This window comes from Pseudacidovorax sp. RU35E, assembly GCF_900156165.1.
In the GTDB taxonomy this organism is placed as follows: domain Bacteria; phylum Pseudomonadota; class Gammaproteobacteria; order Burkholderiales; family Burkholderiaceae_C; genus Xenophilus.
Genome location: NZ_FTMY01000006.1, coordinates 321,704 through 345,308, shown reverse-complemented (window position 1 = coordinate 345,308; position 23,605 = coordinate 321,704). Strand labels below are relative to the sequence as shown.

At 71.3% G+C, this 23,605-nt stretch carries 24 protein-coding genes and 1 pseudogene; 15 read left to right on the top strand and 10 right to left on the bottom strand.

From position 1 onward, the window contains the following. Together BXA03_RS13500 and BXA03_RS13495 are read left to right on the top strand one after the other, a co-directional pair. Positions 1–189: pseudogene (locus tag BXA03_RS13500) on the top strand (methionine synthase); the annotation flags it as partial. Between the two features lie 109 nt (positions 190–298). Beyond that, complete coding sequence (locus BXA03_RS13495) at positions 299–871, top strand: DUF427 domain-containing protein (protein WP_083716065.1); 573 nt, start codon at positions 299–301, stop codon at positions 869–871. 34 nt (positions 872–905) lie between these two features. Here the strand turns inward: BXA03_RS13495 and BXA03_RS13490 are convergent, their stop codons facing one another. Next, complete coding sequence (locus tag BXA03_RS13490) at positions 906–1,388, bottom strand: hypothetical protein (RefSeq protein ID WP_234983680.1); 483 nt, start codon at positions 1,386–1,388, stop codon at positions 906–908. 195 nt (positions 1,389–1,583) lie between these two features. Here BXA03_RS13490 and BXA03_RS13485 point away from each other — a divergent pair, with 195 nt between their 5' ends. Further along, on the top strand, positions 1,584–2,672 hold the full coding sequence (locus BXA03_RS13485; protein WP_076508496.1) for a M14 family metallopeptidase: 1,089 nt from the start codon (positions 1,584–1,586) through the stop codon (positions 2,670–2,672). 48 nt (positions 2,673–2,720) lie between these two features. Here BXA03_RS13485 and BXA03_RS13480 read toward each other — a convergent pair whose 3' ends face one another. The 6 genes from BXA03_RS13480 to BXA03_RS13460 all read right to left on the bottom strand — a co-directional run bounded on the left by BXA03_RS13480 (position 2,721) and on the right by BXA03_RS13460 (position 10,264). Continuing rightward, entirely contained in the window at positions 2,721–4,181 is a 1,461-nt protein-coding gene (locus BXA03_RS13480; RefSeq protein WP_076508493.1) for a TolC family protein, read from the bottom strand. Then, positions 4,178–6,373, bottom strand: a complete 2,196-nt coding sequence (locus tag BXA03_RS13475) for a peptidase domain-containing ABC transporter (RefSeq protein WP_234983679.1) — start codon at positions 6,371–6,373, stop codon at positions 4,178–4,180. The genes BXA03_RS13480 and BXA03_RS13475 overlap by 4 nt, the downstream gene beginning before the upstream one ends. Next, positions 6,373–7,653, bottom strand: coding sequence for an HlyD family secretion protein (locus BXA03_RS13470; RefSeq protein ID WP_076508577.1), 1,281 nt, complete (start codon positions 7,651–7,653; stop codon positions 6,373–6,375). The genes BXA03_RS13475 and BXA03_RS13470 overlap by 1 nt, the downstream gene beginning before the upstream one ends. A gap of 198 nt (positions 7,654–7,851) precedes the next feature. Next, positions 7,852–8,025, bottom strand: a complete 174-nt coding sequence (locus tag BXA03_RS26870; protein ID WP_159444718.1) for a hypothetical protein — start codon at positions 8,023–8,025, stop codon at positions 7,852–7,854. A gap of 194 nt (positions 8,026–8,219) precedes the next feature. Continuing rightward, positions 8,220–8,702 carry a DoxX family protein gene (locus tag BXA03_RS13465; RefSeq protein ID WP_234983678.1) on the bottom strand — a complete coding sequence of 161 codons (483 nt, stop codon included), beginning with the start codon at positions 8,700–8,702 and terminating at the stop codon, positions 8,220–8,222. After that, entirely contained in the window at positions 8,699–10,264 is a 1,566-nt protein-coding gene (locus tag BXA03_RS13460; protein ID WP_076508488.1) for a GMC oxidoreductase, read from the bottom strand. The genes BXA03_RS13465 and BXA03_RS13460 overlap by 4 nt, the downstream gene beginning before the upstream one ends. A 168-nt stretch (positions 10,265–10,432) precedes the next feature. On the opposite strand from BXA03_RS13460, the gene BXA03_RS13455 reads away from it, so the two are divergent. The 7 genes from BXA03_RS13455 to BXA03_RS13425 all read left to right on the top strand — a co-directional run bounded on the left by BXA03_RS13455 (position 10,433) and on the right by BXA03_RS13425 (position 14,526). Next, positions 10,433–10,780, top strand: a complete 348-nt coding sequence (locus BXA03_RS13455; protein ID WP_076508485.1) for a YciI family protein — start codon at positions 10,433–10,435, stop codon at positions 10,778–10,780. A 131-nt stretch (positions 10,781–10,911) separates the two neighbouring features. Next, on the top strand, positions 10,912–11,313 hold the full coding sequence (locus BXA03_RS13450; RefSeq protein ID WP_076508483.1) for a YciI family protein: 402 nt from the start codon (positions 10,912–10,914) through the stop codon (positions 11,311–11,313). A gap of 27 nt (positions 11,314–11,340) precedes the next feature. Further along, positions 11,341–11,880: an SRPBCC family protein gene (locus tag BXA03_RS13445; RefSeq protein ID WP_076508480.1), complete on the top strand. Its 540-nt coding sequence runs from the start codon at positions 11,341–11,343 to the stop codon at positions 11,878–11,880. Then, the gene (locus BXA03_RS13440) at positions 11,877–12,326 is read left to right on the top strand and encodes an SRPBCC family protein (RefSeq protein ID WP_076508477.1); all 450 of its coding nucleotides are present in this window, start codon (positions 11,877–11,879) and stop codon (positions 12,324–12,326) included. Before BXA03_RS13445 ends, BXA03_RS13440 begins: the two co-directional genes overlap by 4 nt. 11 nt (positions 12,327–12,337) lie before the next feature. After that, complete coding sequence (locus BXA03_RS13435) at positions 12,338–12,742, top strand: VOC family protein (protein ID WP_076508474.1); 405 nt, start codon at positions 12,338–12,340, stop codon at positions 12,740–12,742. Between the two features lie 16 nt (positions 12,743–12,758). Then, entirely contained in the window at positions 12,759–13,250 is a 492-nt protein-coding gene (locus BXA03_RS13430; protein WP_076508471.1) for a VOC family protein, read from the top strand. Between the two features lie 10 nt (positions 13,251–13,260). After that, positions 13,261–14,526 (top strand): RNA polymerase sigma factor, encoded by a 1,266-nt coding sequence (locus tag BXA03_RS13425; RefSeq protein WP_076508468.1) that lies wholly within the window; start codon positions 13,261–13,263, stop codon positions 14,524–14,526. Between the two features lie 38 nt (positions 14,527–14,564). On the opposite strand, the gene BXA03_RS13420 is transcribed toward BXA03_RS13425, so the two are convergent. From BXA03_RS13420 to BXA03_RS13410, 3 genes are all read right to left on the bottom strand, one after another. Continuing rightward, a complete protein-coding gene (locus BXA03_RS13420) occupies positions 14,565–16,211 on the bottom strand; it encodes a histidine kinase famiy protein (RefSeq protein ID WP_234983677.1) in 1,647 nt (548 codons plus the stop codon). Positions 16,212–16,400: 189 nt separating this feature from the next. Continuing rightward, complete coding sequence (locus BXA03_RS13415) at positions 16,401–16,943, bottom strand: hypothetical protein (protein WP_083716063.1); 543 nt, start codon at positions 16,941–16,943, stop codon at positions 16,401–16,403. A gap of 165 nt (positions 16,944–17,108) precedes the next feature. Beyond that, a complete protein-coding gene (locus BXA03_RS13410; protein WP_076508465.1) occupies positions 17,109–18,035 on the bottom strand; it encodes a LysR substrate-binding domain-containing protein in 927 nt (308 codons plus the stop codon). A 127-nt stretch (positions 18,036–18,162) separates the two neighbouring features. Between BXA03_RS13410 and BXA03_RS13405 the strand changes: the two genes are divergently transcribed. The 5 genes from BXA03_RS13405 (at position 18,163) to BXA03_RS13385 (ending at position 23,600) form a co-directional block, all read left to right on the top strand. Then, positions 18,163–19,065, top strand: a complete 903-nt coding sequence (locus tag BXA03_RS13405) for a VOC family protein (protein WP_076508463.1) — start codon at positions 18,163–18,165, stop codon at positions 19,063–19,065. Positions 19,066–19,129: 64 nt separating this feature from the next. Beyond that, on the top strand, positions 19,130–19,999 hold the full coding sequence (locus BXA03_RS13400) for a fumarylacetoacetate hydrolase family protein (RefSeq protein WP_076508460.1): 870 nt from the start codon (positions 19,130–19,132) through the stop codon (positions 19,997–19,999). Continuing rightward, entirely contained in the window at positions 19,996–21,543 is a 1,548-nt protein-coding gene (locus BXA03_RS13395; protein ID WP_076508458.1) for a bifunctional 3-(3-hydroxy-phenyl)propionate/3-hydroxycinnamic acid hydroxylase, read from the top strand. The genes BXA03_RS13400 and BXA03_RS13395 overlap by 4 nt, the downstream gene beginning before the upstream one ends. A 78-nt stretch (positions 21,544–21,621) precedes the next feature. Next, entirely contained in the window at positions 21,622–22,596 is a 975-nt protein-coding gene (locus BXA03_RS13390; protein ID WP_076508455.1) for a Bug family tripartite tricarboxylate transporter substrate binding protein, read from the top strand. Positions 22,597–22,616: 20 nt separating this feature from the next. Beyond that, the gene (locus BXA03_RS13385) at positions 22,617–23,600 is read left to right on the top strand and encodes a tripartite tricarboxylate transporter substrate-binding protein (protein WP_076508453.1); all 984 of its coding nucleotides are present in this window, start codon (positions 22,617–22,619) and stop codon (positions 23,598–23,600) included. Positions 23,601–23,605: the final 5 nt, after the last annotated feature.

Sequence of the window (23,605 nt, the reverse complement as noted above, 5' to 3'; positions counted from 1 at the left end):
GACGCGGTGGAGACGCCGGAGGAGGTGGCCGACACCATCGCCAAGGCGCTGGAGTTCGTGCCGAAGGAGCGGCTCTTTCCCTGCACGAACTGCGGCCTCGCGCCGATGAGCCGGGACGTGGCGTGGCGCAAGCTGGAGGCGTTGGCGGCAGGGACGAAATTGGCCCGAGAGCGCCTGGCCGCGGCCTGAGGGGCGCTGCTGGAGGGGCAACAGGCGCCCCCCAGTGGCACTTGGAGGGGCAGGGCCTCCCGCCGGCGCCGAATGCGCAAGGCGGGGGGGGTCTTCAGAATCTCGCCGCATGATCTCGCCACACGCCCACACCCACGAAATCGAACGCCTCCAGCGAGCCCGTGCGCAATGGCGCCACATCGGCGATGAGCGCCCGCCCTTCGCGCAGGTGCCCGGCCCGGGCCAGGAATCGGTCTGGGACTATCCCCGTCCGCCGCGCATCGAGGCGGACTCGCGCGAGGTCGTGGTGAGCGCGGGCGATGTCGAGATCGCCCGCACCCGCAAGGCCCTGCGGCTGCTCGAGACCGCCAGCCCACCGACCTTCTACCTGCCGCGCGCGGATGTGCGCGCCGAAGTGCTGGTGCCGGCTGCGGGAACCTCTTACTGCGAGTGGAAGGGGGAGGCGCGCTACCTCACCGTGTTGGCAGGCGGGCAACGGTTCGAAGCAGCGGCGTGGTTCTATCCAGCGCCCGAGCCGACCTACGCAGCACTTCGCGACCACGTTGCGTTCTATCCGCAACCGCTCGCCTGCTGGGTCGACGGCGTCCGCGTGGTGCCGCAGCCCGGCCGCTTCTACGCCGGCTGGATCACGCCCGAGGTCGTTGGCCCTTTCAAGGGCGAGCCAGGCTCGGCCGGTTGGTGAGGCCGCAACGGCCGTGCCTTCGTGCGCGGCCCGGTCAGCGCGATGGCCGCTGGTAGCCGCCGTCGATCCAGGCGGCAGCGCTCTCGGTCGTCAGCTTGAAGGTCGGCGGCACGCGTGCTTCACCCAGCGCCTCGCCGGACTCGTCCTGTGCGCGGAGGATGGCGTAGGGGTTGTCCTCGTCGGGCACGATCTGCAGCGACACGCGGATCCGCTCGGAGCCCGCGCCGACGCTCACGCTCTTGTTCAGCCGCGCATGCAACTGCTGTTCGTGGCGCCTCAGCACTTCGTTGGCGGTCTTGACCAATGTATGGAAGGCCGCCGTGTCCAGCGGCTTGGGGTTCTTCTTGTCGCGGCCCATGGTCCAGGGGCCGACCAGCGCCGGCTCCGCATCGCCCTGCCGCGTCATGGCGACGGCCCATCCGTCGTCGTCTTCGTTCTTGATGACGCGCGCGGTCCAGCGCTCGTCGCTCCATAGCGTGGGTTCTTGGATAGGGGCGGTCGGTTCGGTCGGTGGCACGATGGGGTTGGGCAGGGGAGGTTCGAGGGCCAGCGATCTTAGGCCCAGGGTCCGCCGGCCTTCTTCGGTGCACGGCTCTCCAGCCGATCGCTCGTCACAATGGCCCTGGTTGTCCGGCGCCTGGAAGCGCGGCGCCAGCGTCCTTCACCGATCCATGTTCAGTCGGCCGGAAACGGCCCAGCCCACTGCCTCGCCATGTCTTCCATCGCCTCCCATTTCTCCGGCAGCTATGCCGAAGCCCGCCGCAAGTTCCTGGATGCCGCGCAGGACCGGCACGCGCGCATCCAGTCCATCGAGTTGCCCGGCCACCAGGGTGCTCTGGGCGAGGTGCTGGCGATGGATGTCGCACGCCTCGGACCGGCGCAGGCGAGCCGCCTGATCATCGTCAGCGCCGGCACCCACGGGCCGGAGGGCTTCTGCGGCTCCGGCTGCCAGGTCGCGCTGCTGCGGGACGACGACCTGCTGCGGCGGCTGGACGAATCGGGCCTCGGGCTGCTGCTGGTCCATGCCGTCAATCCCCACGGCTTCTCGCACCTGCGGCGTGTCAACGAGGACAACATCGACCTCAACCGCAACCACGTCGACTTCGCGCAGCCACTGCCCGTGAATGCCGACTACGCGGCAGTCGATGCGCTCGCCCTTCCATCGAGCTGGCCGCCCACGGCCGAGCAGGACGCCGCCCTGGCGGACTACATCGCCCGGCATGGCATGGCGGCCTACCGCGCGGCCTTGAGCCGCGGCCAGTACACGGTGCCGGACGGCCTGTTCTACGGCGGCACGGCGCCCAGCTGGAGCAACCGCACGATCCGCGCGCTGCTGCGCGAGCATGCGGCCACCGCCACGCACCTGGCCTGGATCGACGTGCACACGGGCCTGGGCCCGTGGGGCCATGGCGAGAAGATCTTCCCAGGACGGGCGGCCGGCCTGCCGCTGGCGCGCTCGCTGTGGGGCGCGGACGTGCTGGCCATGTTCGAGGCCGGATCGGCGTCGCCGGACGTGTCGGGGCCGGTGGTGAGTGCCGCCTACGACGAATGCCCACAGGCCCTCTTCGCGCCCATGGGCCTGGAGTTCGGAACGCTGCCGGACCAGCAGGTGCTGGACCGCCTGCGGGCCGACTGCTGGCTGCATCGGCACCCTGAAGCCGACGACGTGCAGCGCCGCGCCATCCGCCGCGATGTGCGGGACGCCTTCTACTGCGACGACGATGCCTGGAAGGGCATGGTGCTCGGCCAGGCGCGGGTGGTGATGCTGCAGACCGTGCTGGGGCTGGCGCGCGCCGCCTGAAGGGCTTCGCTCACCGGACCGGGCCGGCCGCGCCACCAGGCACGGCCCTCAATCCCCCCGCACGCTCCACAACCCCAGCTGCCCCAGCGCCGCCGCCAGCCGCAGCCGGGTGGCGCGCCAGTCCGACAGCACGCCGATGCGCTGCTGGGCCGCGTCGGCCAGGGCGCGCTGCGCCTCCAGCAGTTCCAGCGTGCCACCCACGCCGGCCTTGAAGCGGCCCTGGGCCACTTCGAGCGAGCGGGTCGCATAGCCGAGCAGCCGCTCAGTGCCGTCGAGCTGCCGGTTCTGGGTCTGGAAGGCCTGGTAGGCCTGCCACACCTCCAGCGCGATGTTGCGGCTGGCCACGGCCAGCGTGGCTTCGGCCTGCGCGGCCTCTGCCTGGGCCGCGCGCGCCTCGTACACGCGCGAGAAGCCGTCGAAGAGCGGCACCGTCAGCTGCAGGCCCACGGACTGGTCGCGCTGCCGGTCGGCCAGGCCGGTGGCGGCCTCGCTCCCGCTGCGGCGGGTCAGGCCCTGGCTGGCGGCCAGGCTCAGTGTCGGTCGGCCGGCGCGTTCGGCGGCCGCGCTGCGGGCCTGCGCGGCTGCGAGCTGCGCCCGTGCCGCCTGCAGCTGCGGATGCTGCTGCTCGGCCAGGGCCAGCAGCGTCTCGGTGTCGCGGATGAAGGCGGTGTCGGGCAGGCGCGTGGCGTCCAGGTCGGCCTCCACGGGGCGTCCGGGTGGCTCGCCGAGGGCGGCGGCCAGGGTGCCCTGCGCCGTGCGCAGCTGGCCTTCGGCGCGCACGCGCGCCACCACCGACTGGGCAAAGGCGGTCTGCATCTGCAGCTTGGCGGCCTGGTCGTCCACGCCGGCCGAATGCTTGGCCTCGGCAGCCAGGAAGCCCTGCAGGTAGATGCGCTCGGTCTCGCGAGCCACTGCCATCTCGCCCTGCGCCTGCAGCAGCTGAAGGTAGGCGTTGGCGGCATCCAGAAAGATCTGCTGTACGACTTGGCTGCGGCTGGCGGTGGCGGCCAGCAGCGTCTGGCGCGCGCCTTCCTCGGTGGCGCTGCGCTGGCCGAAGTCGAACAGCGTCCAGGCCAGCGAGAGCTGCGCATTGCGGTTGTCGAAGGCCGAGGTGCTGGTCGTGGCCGCCGCGCCCACCGTGGCGGACTGGCGCAGCCGCTGCTCGTCGCGGCCAATGCCGGCCTGGGCATTGAGCGTCGGCCACCACGCGCTGCGCGCCGTGCCCAGCCGGGCGGCGGCCAGGTCGATCTCGGCCCAGGCCTGTCGTCCACGCGGGTCGCGGCACAGCGCGCGCTGCACCGCCTCTGCCAGACCGATGCGGCCGCCGGCGAAGGGCGGCGGGCAGCCTGGCAGCGTGGCATCGCCGAGCGGTGGCTGACCCGGCGGCGGGAGGCCGGCCAGCGACTGGCGGCTGCCCAGCGGGTCGTAGGCGGTGGGCGGCGCAGCGCAGGCCAGGCCAGCGGCCAGGGCCAGCCCCAGGGCGCAGAGTGGCCGTGCGAAGCCGCTCATCCCGCCGCCTCGAAGGCGCTGGCGCGGGGGCCGGGAGCAGCGTGAGAAGCGCCGGCGTCCTGCGCGGGCGCACCCGTGTCCTCCACCACGCGCCCTCCCGCCAGCCGCACCACGCGGTCGGCACTGCGGATGGTCTCGGGCCGGTGCGCCACCAGGATGCGCGTGAGCGCCAGCGACTGCACGGCCTCGTTCACCGCCTGCTCCAGCGCCAGATCCAGGTGGCTGGTGGCTTCGTCCAGCACCAGGATTCGCGGCTGCCGGTACAGCGCCCGCGCCAGGAAGATGCGCTGCTTCTGCCCGCCCGACAGCGCCGCGCCCATGTCGCCCACCAGCGTGTGGTAGCCCATGGGCATCGCGTCGATGTCCTCGTGCACCTGCGCCAGGGCCGCGCAGTGGACGATGCGATCACGGTCCGGCGCCGGGTCGAAGAAGGCGATGTTGTCGGCGATGGAGCCGGCAAAGAGCACGTCGTCCTGCATCACCGCCGCCATCAGCGGGCGCACCGCCTCGCCGCCGCTGCGGCGCAGGCTGGTGGGGCCGACGTGGATGTCGCCTTCCACCGGCGTCAGCACGCCCAGCAGCAGGTTGACCAGCGTGGTCTTGCCGCAGCCCGACGGGCCGACGAACACGACCGACTGGCCCGGCGGGATCTCCAGGCTGATGCCGTCCACCACCCAGGGCTCGGTGTCGGCATAGCGAAAGCGCAGGTTCTCCAGCCGTACCGTCGGCGGCGTGGCCGGCTGGCGCGCGACGGCGGCGGGGCCGGCCAGCGGTGCGCGCGGCTCGGCCGGCGTGAGCACCACGTCGGCCAGCCGCTCGGCCTGCACCCGCAGCATGCGGAACTCGAAGATGCGTTCGATCAGCGTGGTCACGCGATGGTCGAACTGGTCCTGGTAGGCCTTGAAGGCCATGAGCGCGCCGACGGTCATCACGCCGTCCAGCGTCTTGTGCGCGCCCAGCCACAGCACGGCGATGCCCACCAGCCCGAAGAGCAGCCCGCTCACCGCCTGGAAGCCGATCAGCAGCCGCTGGCCGCGCACATTGGCATTGACCTGCTCGGCCATGAGCGCGAGCCAGGCCGACATGCGCTCGTTCTGGCGCTGGAAGAGCTTGACGGCGCGCACGCCGCGCACCGTCTCCAGAAAGTGCGACTGCTGGCTGGCCTGGTGCACGATCTCCTGCTCGCTCGCGTCGCGCAGCGGGCGGAACCACAGCAGCCGCACCAGCGTGTAGAGCAGCATGGCGCCCACCGCGAGCCAGGCCAGCGGCGGGCTGTAGAGGAACATCATGCCCAGCACGAGCACCGACATCAGCCCATCGATCACCGCCGAGAAGAAGGAGGTGGTGAGCGTGCGCTGGATCTGTTCGACCGCGCCGAAGCGCGACACCACGTCGCCCAGGTGCCGCCGTTCGAAGTACTGCACCGGCAGCCGCAGCAGGTGCGCGAGCACCGAGGCGCCCCATTGCAGCTGCAGGTTGGCGCCGGTGTGCAGCAGCACCCAGCTGCGCGCCGCGGTGAACACCTGCTGCAGCACCATCAGCAGCCCGAAGCCCAGCGCCAGCGTGGCCAGAAGGTCGCGGTCGGCCGCCACCAGCACCCGGTCGATCACCCACTGCAGGTAGAAGGGCGCGGCCAGGGCGAAGGCCTCGATCGCCAGGGCCAGCAACAGCACCTGCGTGCCTGCGGGCACCAGGCCATGCACGCGGCCTACCAGGTCGCGCAGGCGCACCGCGGGCGGCGCGGCCGAGGTGCGGAATTCGGCACCGGGCCACAGCTCCAGCGCCACGCCGGTGAACTGGCGCGAGACCTCGTCCATGCCCACGCGGCGCGCGCCGCTGGCGGGGTCGTGGATCCAGATCGCGTTGCGGCCCACCTTGCGCAGCACCACGAAGTGGTTCATTCCCCAGTGCAGGATGCAGGGCCGGCGCAGCGCCGGCAGGTCTTCCACCTCCAGGCGCAGCGGTCGCGCCGTCAGGCCGAGGGCACCCGCGATGTCGATCAGCTGCGCCAGCGTCGCGCCCTTCTGCGAGACGGCGAAGCGCCGGCGCAGCGAGGCCAGGTCGCTGCGCTGGCCGTGGTAGCCGGCCACCATGCCCAGGCAGGCCAGGCCGCATTCGGTGTTCTCGGTCTGCAGCAGCAGGGGCAGGCGGCGCAGGCCGAAGCCGGACTGCAGCAGGGTCGGGAGCGTCATCACCACTTTCCGGTCAGGGTCCACAGGGGCTCGAACACCCATTCGTACAGACGGCGCCGCTCCTGCAGGATGTCGGCCTGCAGCTGCATGCCCACCTGCAGCGGCTGCTGCTGGCCATAGGCCGTCACGCTCTGGCGCGCCAGGTCGACGGTGATGCGGTAGAGCGCCTCGCCGCCGGCGGCACCGGGCAGCTCCATGCCCGAGGCGGCCAGCACCTGCAGCTCCTGGCCCGACAGGGCGGCCCGCGCCACCTGCGCGACCTTGCCCTCGCCGTGGCCGAATTTCTGGTACGGGAAGGCGTCGAAGCGCAGCATCACCGGCTGGCCTTCGCGCACGAAGCCCACCGCCCGGCTGGGCGCCAGCAGCACGGCCTGCAGCCGCGCGCCGGGCGCCACGATGGACAGCAGCGGCCGCGCCGGGTCCACCGCCTGGCCCAGCTCGGCAGCCACGGCGGTGGCCACCCCGTCGCGCGGCGCCACCACCTGCACGCTGCGGCGCAGCTGGCTTTCCACCAGCTCCTGGTCGCTCGTGGAAAGGGCACGGCGCAGCTCGCCGCTCTGGCGCTCCTGCTCGATGGGCATGCGCTCCAGATCGCCGCGCAGCACGGCCAGCTCGCGCGTGGCGGCAAGGCGGTCGCGCTCCAGCGCCTGCAGACGCGCGCGCTGGTCGAGCCAGTCGGCCTCGCGCAGCTGCACCTGCTCGACGGAGATGAAGTCCTTCTGCTGCAGGCCGCGGTAGCGCTGCAAGGTGTCTTCGGCCAGGGCCACGCGCTTGCGCTGGCCGTCGATGGCCTGGTCGATCACCTGCACGTCGGCCTGCGCGGCGGCCAGGCGGCGCTGCGTAGCGGCCCGCTGCTCGCGTTGCAGTGGGGCGAGCCGTTCGAGCTCGAAGCGCAGGCTGTCGCGGCGCCGGGCCACTTGGTCCGCAATGGCCGACAGGCCGTCGGGTGCGGCTGCATTGCGACGGTCGAGCGAGACCACGTACAGCACCTCGCCGGCGCGCACCGTCTGGCCCTCGGCCACCCGCTTGTCGGTCACCACCCCGGCCTGCGGCGCATAGACCTTGGCCCAGCCACCCTCGGGCAGCAGCTGGCCGCCCACGCTGGTGCGCTGGGTGTAGCTGCCCCAGGCCAGGAACGCACCGAGCGCCAGCGCGCTGGCCGCAGCCAGCGCGGCCAGCACAAGAAAGGACAGGGGTTGGGCCAGCACGATGGGGCCCAGGCTGCGCGGCCGTTGCGCGTCCAGGGCTTCGGGGCGAAAGAGCGGCGATTCGTCCGTCATCGGTGCGGGCAGGAACAAAGGCGGGGTGCGTGGCCGCCGGCGCTCAGCCGTGCGGCTCCATCGTCGTCAGGGCGCAGCCCCCGACGAAAAAAACGGCCCTTCCCGGAAGAAGGGCCGTGGCCTTGCACCTTCGGGTGCGAGGCAGACGGCGGTGCGGTCAGGCGGCGCCCAAGGCGACCTGGCCGCGCCCGGCTGGATTCAGACCGAGCCGCCGTCGCCGCAGGACGGCTTGGGCGTGCAGCTGGGCTTGGGGGCGCAAGGCTTGGGCGCGCACCAGGTGATCTTGGGCAGGCAGAAGGAGAAGCAGCCGAGCAGCCAGGTGCCGCCGGCGACGGACTTGACTTCTTGGGAGGAGAGTTCGCGGATTGCCATGGTGGATCTCGATGGTGGAAGTGATGAATCCGAACGCGCGGGTGGCGCCTTCTCGTCTGCGGCGGCGCTCAGGCCACGTGCATTGCGGCGAAATATAGCGCCAACTTCTTACTTGTAAACATTTTGTTAACAAAAACCGGGGGGTGTTTGACCGTTCCCTGAACGGCCACGCCCTGGCACGGCGGGGCGTGCGGTCAGCGGTTCGCGCCAGCGGGCGCGCCTGCCGCATACGGCCGGCTCGACGCCAGGGGTGCGTCGACGAAGGCCTGCCATCCGCGCCCGTCCGCGCCCAGCGCCAGCAGCACGAAGCCCGCGCCCAGCGACAGGTTCTTGAGAAAGTCCCAGAACAACCCGCGCGCGCGGCCATCGGCATCGCGCCAGAAGTCGCGCGGCTGCCAGAAGCGCTTGAACAGCGCCGCCGTGGCCACGCAGTACGCCGCGAGCATCAGGGCGGCGGCGCGGTCCGCCACGCCGCTCACCACACCGAGGCTGCACACCACCTCGACCACCAGGCCCGCGGCGATGGCTGCGCGGGCCAGCCAGGGCGGACGGAACACCTGCTGCGCCTGCCGGACGGCATGACCGAAACCCAGCAGCTTGTCGAGTGCGCTGAAGGGCAGGAAGAGCATCACCATCGCGCACCGGGCGCCCAGCGTGGCCCAGTCCGCCGCCGTCACAGCCGGTCCTTCAGCCGGTCCGCCACCCGCAGGGCGTTGGCGATGATGGTGAGCGTCGGGTTCACCGCACCGATGCTGGGGAAGAAGCTGGCGTCGGTGACGTACAGGTTGTCCACTTCGTGCGCGCGGCAGTCCAGGTCCAGCACCGAGGTGGCCGGGTCGGTGCCGAAACGGCAGGTGCCGGCCTGGTGGGCGGTGCCCGACAGCGGGATGTCCTTGCCCAGGTACAGGGAGCGCTCCACCAGCACCGCCGGCCAGCCGATGGCCGACAGCACCTGCTCCAGCTTGGCCTTCAGGCGGCGCAGGGCCTCGGCGTTGGTGGGACGCACGTCCAAATGCACCTCGCCGTCGCGGTAGTAGACGCGGTTGTCGGGGTCGGGCAGGTCTTCGGCCTGCAGCCAGAAGTCCATGGAGTGGCGGGCCAGTTCCTCGAAGGGCATCTCGGGCAGGTGCTTCATCAGGCCGGGCAGTGGCGCCTCGCCTTTGATCTGGTCGGCATGGCTGGTGGCGCACATCTGGATCAGGCCCAGGGGATGGTCCCAGTCGTCGCTGCCGAAGTAGAAGTCGCCGAGGGCGAGCGTCTTCTGGAAGACGGTGTCGTTGACCTCCTTCATGACCGCCATGACCACCGACATCTCGTGGCGCATGTAGTTGCGGCCCACGTGGTCGGAGCCGTTGGCCAGGCCGCGCGGATGGCGGTCGTTGGCCGAGCGCAGCAGCAGCAGGGCCGAGGAGAGGGCGCCACAGGCCACCACCACCGTGCCGGCGGTCAGGCGCTCTTCGACGCCATTGCGCCGCACCACCACCCCGGTCACGCGGCGGCCGGTGGCATCGGTCTCCAGCCGCTCGGCATAGGCGCCGGTGAGCAGCGTGACGTTGGCATGGTCGCGCAGCATGGGGTCGATGCACATCACCTGCGCATCGGCCTTGCCGTTGAGCAGGCAGGGAAAGCCGTCGAAATACGAGCAGCGCATGCAGGTGCTGGTGGGCGTGGCGAAGCCGTCGGCCTGCTGGTCGAGCAGGATGCCCAGCGGCAGGTGGAAAGGGTTCAGGCCCAGGCCGCGCAGCCGCTCATTCAACTCCGCGATCTTGGGCTCGTGTCGAACCGGCGCGAACGGGTACGGCGTCGTGCCGGGGTCCAGCGGGTCGTCGCCGCGCAGGCCATGCACGTGGAAGAGGGCCTCTGCCTCGTCGTACCAGCGTGCGAAGTCCGCGTGGGCCAGAGGCCAGGCAGGCGACAGGCCGCCGTGGTGCCGCACCTCGCCGAAGTCGCGCTCGCGCAGCCGCAGCAGGGCGGCGCCGTAGACCTTCGAATTGCCGCCCACGCAGTAGTGCAGCTGCGGCGCGAAGCGATGCCCATCGCGGTCCACCCACGATTCGCGCGCCTGGTAGCGGCCGTCGACGAACACCGCCTGCGGGCTCCAGTTGGCTTCCTCCCGCCGCAGGTACTGGCCACGTTCGAGGATCAGGATGCGTTTGCCGGTGGCGGCCAGCCGGTGCGCCAGGCTGGCGCCGCCCGGGCCGCTGCCGATGACGATGAGGTCGTAATGGGGATGGGCCATGGGCCGGAGAACGCAACGTGGAGGGCCCGTCAGTCTGGAAGGCAGGGGCACGACGCGGCTTCGGCGTACCGGCCCTCCGGTCGTCAGCCGGGATGGACAGGCCACCGACCGCCAGCTGACCCGGCACCGGCCTCAGAATGGGCGCCCCAACCGTTCCGCAAGACCGCCATGCCGCACATGCTCCTCATCGTCGAACCGCTGGGCCAACGTGCGGCCCGCAGCCGTCCCGAGGGCGAGGCCGCCTATCAGCGCATGCTGGACTTCGGTGCCGAGCTGCAGGAGGCCGGCCTGCTGATCGCCCGCGAATCGCTGGGCACCGCCGCACGGCGCCTCACCCGCCGTGCCGACGACGTGCAGGTGCTGGACGGCCCCTTCGCCGAGGCCAAGGAGATGGTGGGCGGCTTCTTCCTGCTGGACACCGAGGACGCGGCCGTGGCGCTGCATTGGGCCGGGCGCTGCCCGGCCGCGGAATGGGCCACGGTAGAGATCCGAGGCGTGGGGCCGTGCTACGCCTGAGCCGCCGCCCGGCGGCTCCCGGGCGGATGGCTAGGTAGTTTCCCGGTCCCTGTCGATTCCGGACCGGCCGGATCGTCGTAGGCATGAAGGCAGCGAAAGGCGCTGCCACCTCACCAGGAGAAAAGCCTGCCATGCGATTCATGATCCAGGTCCGCGCGACGGACACCAGCGAGCGCGGCGACAAGCCCGGCCCCGAGTTCGCCCAACTCTTCGAGGACATGGGCGCCTTCCACGAGGAGATGGCCCGCGCCGGCGTGCTGCTCGATGGCGCCGGCCTGCGCCCGAGCCGCCAGGGCTGGCGCCAGCGCTATCACGCCGATGGCCGGCGCGAGGTCATCGACGGTCCCTTCGCCGAGACCAAGGAGCTGATCGCCGGCTACACGCTGATCCAGGTGCGCTCCGAAGACGAGGCCCGCGCCTGGGCCAGCCGCTTCCCGGCGCCCTTCATCGGCATCACCTGTGAGATCGAGGTGCGGCGCCTGTACGAAGAGGCCGACTTCGGACCCGGCGGCGACATGGAGATCGGCCGCTGAGGCCGGCCCGCAACGGACACCCCCGCCATGAGAATCGTTGCCTTCGTACTGATCGGCCTGGTCGTGCTGGTCCTGGCCGTTCTGGCCTATGCCGCCACCCGCCCCGCCATCTTCTCGGTCGAGCGCCAGCTGCGCATCGAGGCCAGCCCCGAACAACTCTGGCCGCTGGTGGGCGAGCTGCAGGGCTTCAACCGCTGGAACCCCTACGCCCGCAAGGACCCGCAGATGCGCAGCCACTACAGTGGACCGCCGACGGGCGTGGGCTCGCGCTACGACTGGGAAAGCAGCAAGGTCGGCACCGGCAGCATGACGCTCACCGGCCAGCAGCCCGGCCGCGCGGTACAGCTGCAGCTGGATTTCCTCAAGCCTTTCGAGGCCCACAACCAGGGCGAATTCGTGCTCGAGCCTGCGCCGGGCGGCGGCACGACCGTGCATTGGCGCATGCACGGCCCGGCCAACCTGATCGGCCGCGTCATGGGCCTCTTCATCGACATGGACCGCATGGTCGGCCGCGACTTCGAGGACGGCCTGCGGAACCTGCGGCAGATCGCGGAGGCCAGGGCATGACCGACCAGCAGCACAGCATCGACATCGACGCCACGGCCGAGCGGGTCTGGGCCTGCCTGTTCGATGCCGTCGCCTTCCGCGACTGGGCCAGCGCCTTCTGCGAAGGGGCGCACTGCGAGGGCGACTGGTCCGAAGGCAGCCGCATGCGCTTCCTCGACCCCGACTGCAACGGCATGGAGGCCGTCGTCGAGCAGCGCCGGCCGCCCACCCATCTGAGCCTGCGCATCCTGGGCGAGCTGCGCGAGGGCCAGCCGATGACGCCGCCCCTGCCCGACGCTGCGCCAATGCACGAGCGCTACACCCTCGCCCCGCTTTCCGGGGGCGGCACCCGCCTGCAGGTGCGGCTGGAAGGCTGGAGCGACGAACACGCAGCCATGCTCGAGGGCATGTGGCCGAAGGCCCTGCAGCGGCTCAAGGCTCTGGCCGAGTCGCTGCCCACCCCCTGAAAGGAATCCGTATGCACAAGCAGATCTTCATCAACCTGCCCTGCAAGAGCCTGCCGGCCAGCAAGGCCTTCTTCGAGGCGCTGGGCTACCGCTTCAACCCGCAGTTCACCAACGAGCATGGCGCCTGCCTGGTGCTGGGCGAGAACCTCTTCGCCATGCTGCTGACCGAGGACTTCGCGCGCGGCTTCACCGCCAAGCCGCTGGTGGATGCCAGGGCCGCCACCGAGGTGCTGGTGTGCCTGTCGTGCGAGAGCCGCGAGGAGGTGGACAGCCTGGTCGCCAAGGCACGTGCCGCCGGTGCCGCGGTGCCGCGTCCGCCGGTGGACCATGGCTTCATGTACGGCCACGGTTTCGAAGACCTGGATGGCCACATCTGGGAACTGGCGTACATGAGCGGCATGCCGCCCGCGCCTTGAGCGAAAGGGGATCGCCATGGAACTGCAGAACAAGCTCACGCCCTTCATCTGGTACGAGCGGGGCGCCGAGGATGCGGTGGCCCACTACCTGCGCGTGTTCGGCCCCGGCAGTGGCCGCGTGCTGCACACGCAGCACTGGGGCGAGAACGCGCCGGGGCCCGCCGGCACCGTCATGCTGCAGCACGTCGAGCTGCTCGGCATGCAGATGACGGCCTTCAACGGCGGGCCGCATTTCAAGCTCAACGAGGCCTTCTCGCTCACCGTGGCCTGCGAGGACCAGGCGGAGATCGACCACCTCTGGGAGCAACTCCCCGCGGGCGGCGGCACGCCGCTGTCGTGCGGCTGGGTGCGCGATGCCTGGGGCCTGTCGTGGCAGATCATTCCCAAGGCCTGGTTCCGCATGGTCAACGACCCCGATGCAGCCCGCGTGCAGCGCGTGTTCCAGGCGGTGTGGGGCATGCACAAGATCGACCTCGCCGCCCTGCAGCGTGCCTACGACGGCACCTGACGCCTCACCGATGCCCCCGCGCCATGCCGACACCGCAGCTGCCACCTGGCGCATCGAGCGCGGCCGCCTGGTGGGCGCCGCCGCCAGGCTGCTGCGCGACCTGGACGAGGCCGAGGACTGCGCGCAGGACGCGCTGCTCGCCGCCCTGGACACCTGGCCGCGCGATGGGCAACCTGCCAACCCGGCCGCCTGGCTCATGACCGCCACGCGCCACAAGGCCCTGGACCGGCTGCGCCGCCGCACGATGCAGGAGCGCGAGCATGCGCAACTGGCGGTCGACGACGAGGCACTGGGCACCCAGGTGGTGCCCGACTTCGCCGACCAGCTCGACGCCGTGCGCGACCAGGCCGAGATCGGCGACGAGCAGCTGCGGCTGATCTTCATCGCCTGCCATCCGGTGCTGCCGCGCGAATCGCAGGTGGCGCTCACGCTGCGCCTGCTGGGCGGGCTCGAGACGGCGGAGATCGCGCGCGCCTTCCTGCTGCCCGAGGCCACGGTGGCCCAGCGCATCGTGCGGGCCAAGAAGGCGCTCAAGGGCCAGCCCTACGAGCTGCCCGATGCGGGCGAGCGCGCCCAACGCCTGGGTGCCGTGCTGGCCGTGGTCTACCTGATCTTCAACGAAGGCCACAGTGCCGGCGGCGGGGCCAGCCTGCTGCGGCCGGCGCTGTGCGACGAGGCGCTTCGAATGGTGCGGCAGCTGCAGCACCTGTTGCCGCAGGAGGCCGATGTGCATGGCCTGGCGGCGTTGCTGGAGATCCAGGCCAGCCGCCTGCCGGCGCGACTCGATGCGCAGGGCCGCCCGGTGCTGCTGCCCGACCAGGACCGCCGGCGCTGGGACCGGCTGCTGATCCAGCGTGGCCTGGGCGCGCTGGCCACGGCGCAGGCGCTGGACCCCGACGGCCCCTACACGCTGCAGGCCGCCATCGCCGCCTGCCATGCGCGCGCGGCCCGCGCCGAGGACACCGACTGGCGGGCCATCGTGGCCGGCTACGACCGCCTGCTGGCTTGCCATCCCTCGCCGGTGGTCGCGCTCAACCGGGCCGTGGCCCTGAGCTTTGCCGACGGGCCGGCGGCGGCGCTGCCCCTGCTGGACGCGCTTGCCGCCGATGCGCAGCTGCAGCGCTACCCCTACCTGGCCGGCGCGCGGGCCGATGTGCTGGAGCGCCTGGGCCGTGTGTCCGAGGCGCGAGACGCCTATCGGCGGGCCGCCGAACTCACGGACAACGAAGTTCAGCGCGCGCTGCTCACCGAGCGCATGAACCGGCTCGCGCACTGAGCAGGTGTGAACACCTGGGAGTGGCCGGCCCGCGCCGGTCAGCCCCCGACCGTGTGCGACCCCGTCGGCCCGTCCAGCACCTCGCGCACCTTGCGCGCCAGGTCCACCAGCCGGTAGGGCTTCTTGATGATCTCGAACTCCGCGGGTGCCACGGCGTCCAGGCTGCCCAGATCGCGGTCGAAGCCGGTGGTCAGCAGCACGCGGGCCGAGGGGCGCAGCTTCTGGATCTCGCGCGCCAGCGTGTAGCCGTTCATGCCGCCGGGCATCACCACGTCCGAGAAGAGCAGGTCCGGCTGCTCGAAGGGCGCCAGGCTGCGGAACAGCGTGAGGGCTTCCTGCGCCGAGGTGGCCATGCTCACCGTGTAGCCCAGGCCTTCGAGCATCTCCCGGGCGAGCTGGCCCACTTCCTCGCGATCCTCCACCAGCAGGATGCGCTCGTCGCCCCCCCGGTAGTGGGCCTGTGCGCCCCGCACCGACACGGTCGGCCGCGCCTCGACCGTGGGAAAGTACATGCGCACCGTCGTGCCCATGCCCACCTCGGAATACAGCGTCACCGTCCCGCCGGACTGCTTGACGAAGCCATACACCATCGACAGGCCCAGGCCCGTGCCCTTGCCCTCTTCCTTGGTGGTGAAGAAGGGGTCCATCACGCGGGCCAGCAGCGCCTTGTCGATGCCATGGCCGGTGTCGGTGACCGACAGCGTGGCATAACGGCCGGGCGGCAGGCCGGCGAAGGCCGTGGCGTCGTCCTCGCCCACCTCCACGCTGGCGGTCTGCAGGGTCAGCGTGCCGCCCTCGGGCATGGCGTCGCGCGCGTTGACCAGCACGTTCAGCAGCGCCACCTCGAGCTGGGTCGGGTCGAGCTGGCAGTTGCCGATGTTCTCTTCCAGCTTGAACTCGACGCGGATCTGCTCGCCCAGCGTGCGCACCGCCAGGTCGGTCATGTCCTTGGTCACGGCATTGAGGTTGATCACGCGCCCCCGCAGGCTCTGCTTGCGCGAGAAGGCCAGCAACTGGCTGGTGAGCTTGGAGGCCTTGCTCACCGCCTCGCGGATGTTCTCCACGCCGCGGCGCACATGCTCCGGGTCGAGTTTGTTCATGCGGCCGCGCAGCTCCAGCAGGTCGAGATGGCCCGACATCACCTGCAGCAGGTTGTTGAAGTCGTGCGAGATGCCGCCGGTGAGCTGGCCCAGCGCCTCCATCTTCTGGGCCTGTGCCAGCCCGTCCTCGGCATCGCGGCGCCGGCTCACGTCCAGCTGCGAGGCGAAGAAGTACACGAGTTCGCCCGCGGGGTTGAACACCGGCGAGACGAACAGCGCATTCCAGAAGGTGCTGCCGTCCTTGCGGTAGTTGAGCAGCTCGATCTGGACCTCGGTGCGCGTTTCGATGGCTTCACGGATGACCGCCACCGAGGCGCGGTCGGTGCCCGGCCCCTGCAGGAAGCGGCAATTGGTGCCCAGGATCTCTTCCGGCGCATAGCCGGTCATCGACAGGAAGGCGCGGTTGGCGAAGACGATGGGGTTGTCGGGCTGCCGCGGGTCCGTGACCAGCATGGGCATGCGGGTCATCTCGATGGCGGCGAAGAAGATGTCGTCCTTGTGGTCCTGCACCTCGCGCGGGCCGCCCTCGGCCCGCACGGGCTGGCGGTCGTCATTGAAAGGGGGCTTTTCGGGGGTACGGTTCACAGGAGAGGCCTCCGCAGATTGCATTCGGGCGGCATCGTCCCGCGGACATCGGCGAGATGCATGTAGGACGGCAGTGGGAGCCGGCGTCTGGCGTCCCGGTCCTACGCGATCATGCGATCCTGGACGAGCCCAGACGTCGGCACTCCGGCGCTTGCGCCTGCCCCGCCCCGGCGCACAGAGGTCGGCGCGTCAGCTGGCGATGCCCAGTCGCTGGCGCACCGCTGCCGCATCGGGCAGGTACTCGATGCCGCGCACCGTCCCCTGATCGAGCACGAGCAGCGTCAGTGCTCCGGCCTTGCGCGGCAGTGCGGCCGTGAGCTGGGCGTCGCGCACCAGGCCGACGGAGAAGGGCAGGTCGCGCATCTTCGGCAGCGCGAACATGCGGGTGATGACGGCGGGCATGCCGCTGATGTCGGCCAGGTACACCAGCCGCTGCTGGGCCAGCACCTCCGGCTTGGCCTTCAGGGCCTCGGTGGCGACATCGCCGGCCGCCTTGTCGGCGGCGAAGAGCACCAGCCGGGTGCCGGCGTCCACCACCACGGGGCGGTCGAACTGGTCGTTGACCGAGAGTGGCGGCAGGGCGCTGCCCACGGCAAGCTCGGCCTCCGCGGCACCGGCCGCGGGCAGCAGCGCGACTGCGAGCAGCGCGGCGCCCGCGCGCAGGGCGTGGCGACGGGTGGCCGCTGCGTCCAGGGCCAGTGGAAGGAAGGAGGGGGCGGGTCGTTGGGTCATGCGAGAGAACAAAGGGAGGTGCGGGCGCGGGGAGGCCGCCTGTGCGAGGCCGCCCAGCATAGGCGTCCGGCCCTGCCTCAACCTGAATGGCCCCGCGGCGCCGGCCAGCGCTGGGTGGACGTGCTTCGGCAGGACGCGCGGACCTGACGGATTCGTCCAGCCTTTTCAGGCCGGCAGCCGCGCCCCGGCCTCGCGCCGGTTGACCTCGTGGAACAGCCCGCGCAGCCAGCGGTTGGCCGGGTCGTTCTGCATGCGCCGGTGCCAGAACTGCTGCACCTGCAGCGGCGGCGGCTTGAAGGGCAGGGCCAGGGTGCGCAGCGGGATGTGCCGGCCCACGGCCGTGGCGATGTCCTGCGGCACGGTCGCCACCAACTCGGTGCCGGGCAGGAGCGCCAGCAGGCTCATGAAATGCGACAGCTCCAGCGTCACCTGCCGCTGCCAGCCCTTGGCATCGAGGAAGCGCTCCAGCAGGTGCTCGCGGCCGTCGGGGCGCACCACCACATGCCGCGCCGCCAGGTACTGCTTGAGCGTGAGCCGCTCGCCCAGCGCCGCGTTGGCGGCGCTGGTGATGCATTCGTAGGTGGTGGTGAACAGCGACTGCTGGAAGTAGCCTGCCTTCTGCAGGTCCGGAAAGAAGCCGATGGCGAGGTCCGCCTCGCCCTTCTCCAGCGCTTCGGCCGCCGCTGCCCGCGCCCGCGAGACCGCATGCAGCCGCACCCCCGGCGCCTCGTGCTGCAGCCGCCGCAGCACGCCGGGCAGGAAGGCCACCTCGCCGATGTCGGGCGTGAGCACGGTGAAGCTGCGCTGCGCCTGCGCGGGCTCGAAGTGGGGCGACTGCAGGATCTCCTGCTGGATGGTCTGCACCACCCGCCGCACCACGGGCGCCAGTTGCTGCGCCCGCGGGGTGGGCTCCATCTGCGAGGCAGTGCGCACGAACAGGGCATCGTCGAACACGCCCCGCAGGCGGGCGAGTGCACCGCTGGTGGCCGACTGGCTCAGGCCCATGGCCTCGGCCGCGCGGTTGACGCTGCGCGTCTGCATGAGGGTGTCGAACAGCACGAGCAGGTTGAGGTCGACCGAACGGATATCCATGAAACCGATTTTAGGAATCGGTCGGATCGTCTGTACAGGATCGGGGCCGCTTCCTACGATCCGCCGCAACAGCAACGACGCTGGCTGCCCGTTCCGCAAACGGCGGCCGCGCGATGGAGACAAGACGATGAGTTCCCCCTGGATCGAGGGCCTGCGCAGCGTGGCCCTGTTCGTGCCCGACCTCGCCCGTGCCGAGGCCTTCTACACCCAGACCTGGCACCTGGCCGTGGCCCACCGCGGCGAGGGTGTGCTCTACCTGCGTGGCACCGGCGACGACGCCTACCTGCTGGCCCTGCACCAGGGCGGCGATGCGCCCCAGGTGCGGCAGGTGACGCTGCGCGCCCGCAGCCGCGAGGCGCTCGACACCCTGTGCGAGACGGCCGTGGCGGCCGGCGGCACGCTGCTCGCTGAGCCGCATGCGCTGACCAAGGACCCGGCCGGCGGCATCGGCATGAAGTTCAAGGACCCGCACGGCCGCGTCTTCCAGGTGGTGCACGGCGACGCGCGGCGCGAGGCCGATGCGCCCCAGGCCGACATGCCCATCCGCCTCACCCACGCCGTGCTCAACAGCCACGCGGTGGACGACACCAAGGCCTTCTTCGAGCAGGCGATGGGTTTCCGGCTGGCGGACCGCACCGGAATCATGGCCTTCATGAACTGCAACCGGGACCACCACACCCTGGCCATCGGCATCACCGACAACGACGCGCTCAACCACATCGCCTTCCTGATGCCGGACTTCGAGTCGGTGATGCGCGGCGGCGGCCGCATGAAGGACGCGGGCCACCCGATCCAGTGGGGCCCCGGCCGCCATGGCCCCGGCAACAACCTCTTCAACTACTTCATCGACCCCTTCGGCGTGGTCATCGAATACACGGCCGAGGTGGAGCAGGTGGACGACAGCTATGTCTCGCGCGGGCCCGAGCACTGGAAGTGGCCGCCCGGCCGCATCGACCAGTGGGGCATCGCGCCCATGCCCGGCCCCGAGCTCAAGGCGGCGCAGCGGCAGGTGATGTTCGCGCCGGCCTGAGGGCCTGAGCGGCACCTGCGCCTTCTTCTCTTTCCCTATCCCTCTTCCCTCTGCACGGCGTTCCATGAAGTTCACCACCTATTTGCGCGATGGCGCACCCCGCCTGGCCCTCGTCGAGGGCGATATGCTCATCGACCTGAACGATGCCGACGGCCGCATTCCGTCCGACCTGCGCGCCGCCCTGGCCGCCGGCATCGACCTGCCGGCCCTGGCCGCCGCCTGCGCCAAGTCCGGCGCCGCCCGCGTGCCGATGGCCGGCGTTCGCCTGGCGCCGCTGGTGCCCGAGCCGGGCAAGACGGTCTGCCTGGGCCTCAATTACTTCGACCATGCCAAGGAAGGCGGGCGCGAGAAGCCGGACTACCCCTGGTTCTTCTTCCGCGGCGCCAGCTCGCTGATCGCCCATGGCGATGCCGGCGTGGTGCCGCGCGTGTCGGCCCGCTTCGACTACGAGGCCGAGCTGGCCGTCGTCATCGGCCAGCGCGTGCCGCGGCATGTGAAGGAGGCGGATGCGCTGCAGTACGTATTCGGCTACAGCTGCTTCAACGATATGAGCGTGCGCGACTACCAGAAGCGCACGCCGCAGTGGACCATCGGCAAGAACTTCGACGCCACCGGTGGCTTCGGCCCGGTGCTGGTCACGGCCGACGAACTGCCGCCCGGCGCCGTGGGCCTGCGCATCCAGGGCCGCCTCAACGGCGAGGTCATGCAGGACGCCAACACCACCGACATGATCTTCGGCGTGGCCGAGACCATCGCCCTGCTGGCCGAGGTGCTCACGCTGGAGCCGGGGGACGTGATCGTGATGGGCACGCCCGCCGGCGTGGGCCAGGCCCGCACGCCGCCGGTGTGGATGAAGCCCGGCGACACCTACGAGGTGGAGATCGAGCGCGTGGGCCTGCTGGCCAACCCCATCGTCGCGGAAGCGCAGGCATGACGACCCCGCCCGTCTACGACGTCGCCATCGTCGGCTACGGCCCGGTGGGACAGGTGGCGGCCGGGCTGCTGGGGCAGCAGGGCTTCAAGGTCCACGTCTGCGACCGGCTGACGGAGGTCTACCAGATCCCCCGCGCCATCGCGCTGGACCACGAGATCATGCGCGTCTTCCAGCAGCTGGGCGTGGTGGAGGCCATCGCGCCCTTCACCGAGCCCTTCTCCAACTCGGAGTACTTCGGCGTGGACGGGCAGCTCATCCGGCGCATGACCATGCTGCCGCCGCCCTATCCGCAGGGCTACACGCCCTCGCTGGTGTTCACCCAGCCGCCGGTGGAGCGGGCGCTGCGCGAGCGCGTGGCCCGCCTGCCCGACGTGACGGTGGAACTGGGCGTCGAGATGACCGCCATCGCGCAGGACGGGCAGGGCGTGCAGCTCACGCTGCAGCGCGACGGCCGCAGCCACACCGTGCAGGCCCGCCATGCCATCGCCTGCGACGGCGGCAGCAGCGGCGTGCGCACGCAGCTGGGCCTGCCGCTGGAGGACCTGGACTTCGACGAACCCTGGCTGGTGGTCGACGTGCTGCTCAACGAGGCCGGCATGGCCCGCCTGCCCGCCGTGAGCGTGCAGTACTGCGAGCCCGAGCGGCCCTGCACGCTGGTGCTCGGCCCGGGCAACCACCGACGGTGGGAGATCTCGCTCAAGGCCGGCGAGGATCCGCGCGAGATGGCCACGCCCGAGGCCACCTGGCGGCTGCTGTCGCGCTGGATCGGCCCCGAGCATGGCGAGCTGTGGCGGCAGGCCAGCTATCGCTTCCATGCGCTGGTGGCGGCCGACTGGCGCCGCGGCCGCGTCTTCCTGGCCGGCGACGCCGCCCATATGCAGCCGCCCTTCCTGGGCCAGGGCATGTGCCAGGGCATCCGCGATGCGGCCAACCTGGCCTGGAAGCTGGGCGCGGTGCTGGCCGGCGAGGTGCAGGGCCCCGCGGCCGAGGCGCTGCTGGACAGCTACGGCCACGAGCGCCGCGCCCATGTGCGTGAACTCACCAGCCGCATCAAGCATGTGGGCGCCGTGATATGCGAACGCGACACGGACCGGGCCCGCGAGCGCGATCGTCGCCTGCTGGCCGAGGCCGGCGGGCAGGTGCGTGATACCCCGCGGCAGGACATCCTGCCCGGGCTCGAGACGGGCCTGCTGGCGCAGCAGTCCGCCGGCGGACGCGGCAGCCTGTTTCCCCAACCCTGGCTGCGCACCTCGCAGGGGCCGCGCCGCATGGACGCGCTTCTGGGCCACGGCTGGCGCCTGGTGCTGGCGGCCGGCGTGCCGTTGCCGGAAGGCGGCTTCGACGGCCTGCGCGGCCTGAGCCTGGCCGACCAGCCCGAAACCGAAGGCGTGGTGCGCGACTGGTTCGCGCGCCATGGCACGGTGGCCGCGCTGGTGCGGCCCGACCATTACGTGTTCGGCACCGCGGCGCGGGCCGAGGACATCGGCGCCCTGCTGGACGAGGCCGCCACGCGCCTCGGCCTGGCCACGGCCTGCGCTGCCTGAGCGCGCCCTGCCGCAATGCCACGGGCAGGCTGACGATTCGACGACGACCAAAAGAACCACAGACGGAGACGACGCACCATGAACCGACGCCAATTCCAGCAGGCCCTGGCCGCCCTGGCCCTGCCTTTTGCCGCACCCGCGGCGCGGGCCCAGTCCTGGCCCGACAAGCCCGTGCGCTTCGTGCTCTCGCAGCCCGCGGGCTCGGGGCCCGACATCCTGGCGCGCCAGATCGGCGACCAGCTCTCGCGCCTGTGGCAGCAGGCCGTGATCATCGACAACCGACCGGGTGGCCAGAACGTGATCGGCGCCCAGGTGGCGGCCCGCGCCGCGCCCGACGGCTACACGCTCTACTACGCGACGACCGCGGCCATGGTGACCAACGTGTTCACCTTCAAGTCGCTGCCCTACGACCCGGCGCGCGACTTCGTGCCGGTGCGGCTGGCGGGCCGCAGCCCCTTCGTGCTGGCCGCGGCGGCCAGCTTTCCGGCCAAGGACCTGCCCGACCTCATCGCCCGCGCCAAGGCCCAGCCCGGCCTGCTGGCGGCCGGCACCGAAGGGCCCAAGACCTTCTCGGGCATGGTGCTCGACAGCATGGCCGCCACGGCCGGCATCAAGCTCAACCAGGTGCCCTACACCAAGGCGCCCGAGGCGCTGCAGGACCTGCTGGGCGGCCGGCTGCAGCTGGTGTGCCTGCCCGAGGCGGCCCTCACCGCCTACCTGCAGGGCGGCCAGGTGCGTGCGCTGGCCGTGAGCACGGCCAAGCGGCTGCCGCAGTGGCCGCAGGTCGCGACCATGGCGGAGACGCTGCCGGGCTTCGAGTTCACCGGCTGGAACGGCATCTTCGCGCCGACCGGCACGCCGGCTGCGGTGGTGGCCCGCATCAATGCCGACCTGGACAAGGTCATGGCCCAGCCCGAGATGGCGCAGCGCCTGGCCAGCCTGGGCACCATGGCCGAAGGGCCCATGAGCCCGGCCGAGCTCGCGGGCTTCATGAAGTCCGAGCGCGAACGCTGGGCCGTCGCCGTGAAGGCCATCGGCCTGCAGCCCGAGTGAGCCGAACGGCGAGAAGCGACATGCAACGACGCGACTTCATCCGCCAGGCCGGGGCCGGCGCCCTGGCCGGTGCGCTCGCGCCCGCCTTCGCCCAGGCGACGGCCGAGCGCAGCGCCTTCATCATCTCGGGCTTTCCGGCCGGCGGCATGGGCGACCAGGTGGCCCGCCCGCTCGCCGAGAAGCTGCGCGGCCGCTATGCCGCGAACGTGCTGGTCGACGCCAAGGTGGGTGCCGGTGGCCGCATCGCGGTGGACCATGTGCGGCGGGCCGCGCCGGACGGCATGGCCATCCTGCAGATCCCCAGTTCGCCGATGACGCTGTACCCCAACACCTACCGCAAGCTGAGCTACGACCCGCTCATCGACTTCACGCCGGTGTGCAGCACGGTCAACTATGCCTTCGTGCTCACCGCCGGGCCGGGCGTGCCGGGCGAGGTGCGGACGGTGGCCGACTACCTCAAGTGGGTGCAGGCCAATCCGCAGGCGGCCAGCTATGGCGTGCCGGCGGCCGGGTCGGCCCTGCACTTCGTCGGCATGCTGCTGGAGCGGCACAGCGGCCGCAAGCTCACCGCCGTGCCCTACAAGGGCGGCGCGCCGCTGCTCAACGACGTGCTGGGCGGCCAGGTGCCGGTGAGCGTCAGCGTGCTCGGCGAGGTCATGCCCCATATCCGCAGCGGCCGGCTGCGCGGGCTGGCCGTGTCGAGTGCACAGCGTTCGCCCTTCCTGCCCGACGTGCCGACCTTCGCGGAGCAGGGCATGAACGACGTGGTGGTGCAGGAATGGCTGGGCTGGTTCATGCCGGCGCGCGCACCGCGCGAGCGCGTGCAGCAGCTCAGCACGCTGGTGGGTGAGGGCCTGCGCGATCCGGGCCTGATCGACAGCCTGGCGAAGAACGGCCTGCAGCCCTACCACCAGCCGCCCGAGGAATTCGCGCAGCTGGTGCGCAGCGATCTGGCGCGGTGGGCGCCCATCGTCAAGGCCTCTGGCTTCACCGCGGAGGACTGAAGCCG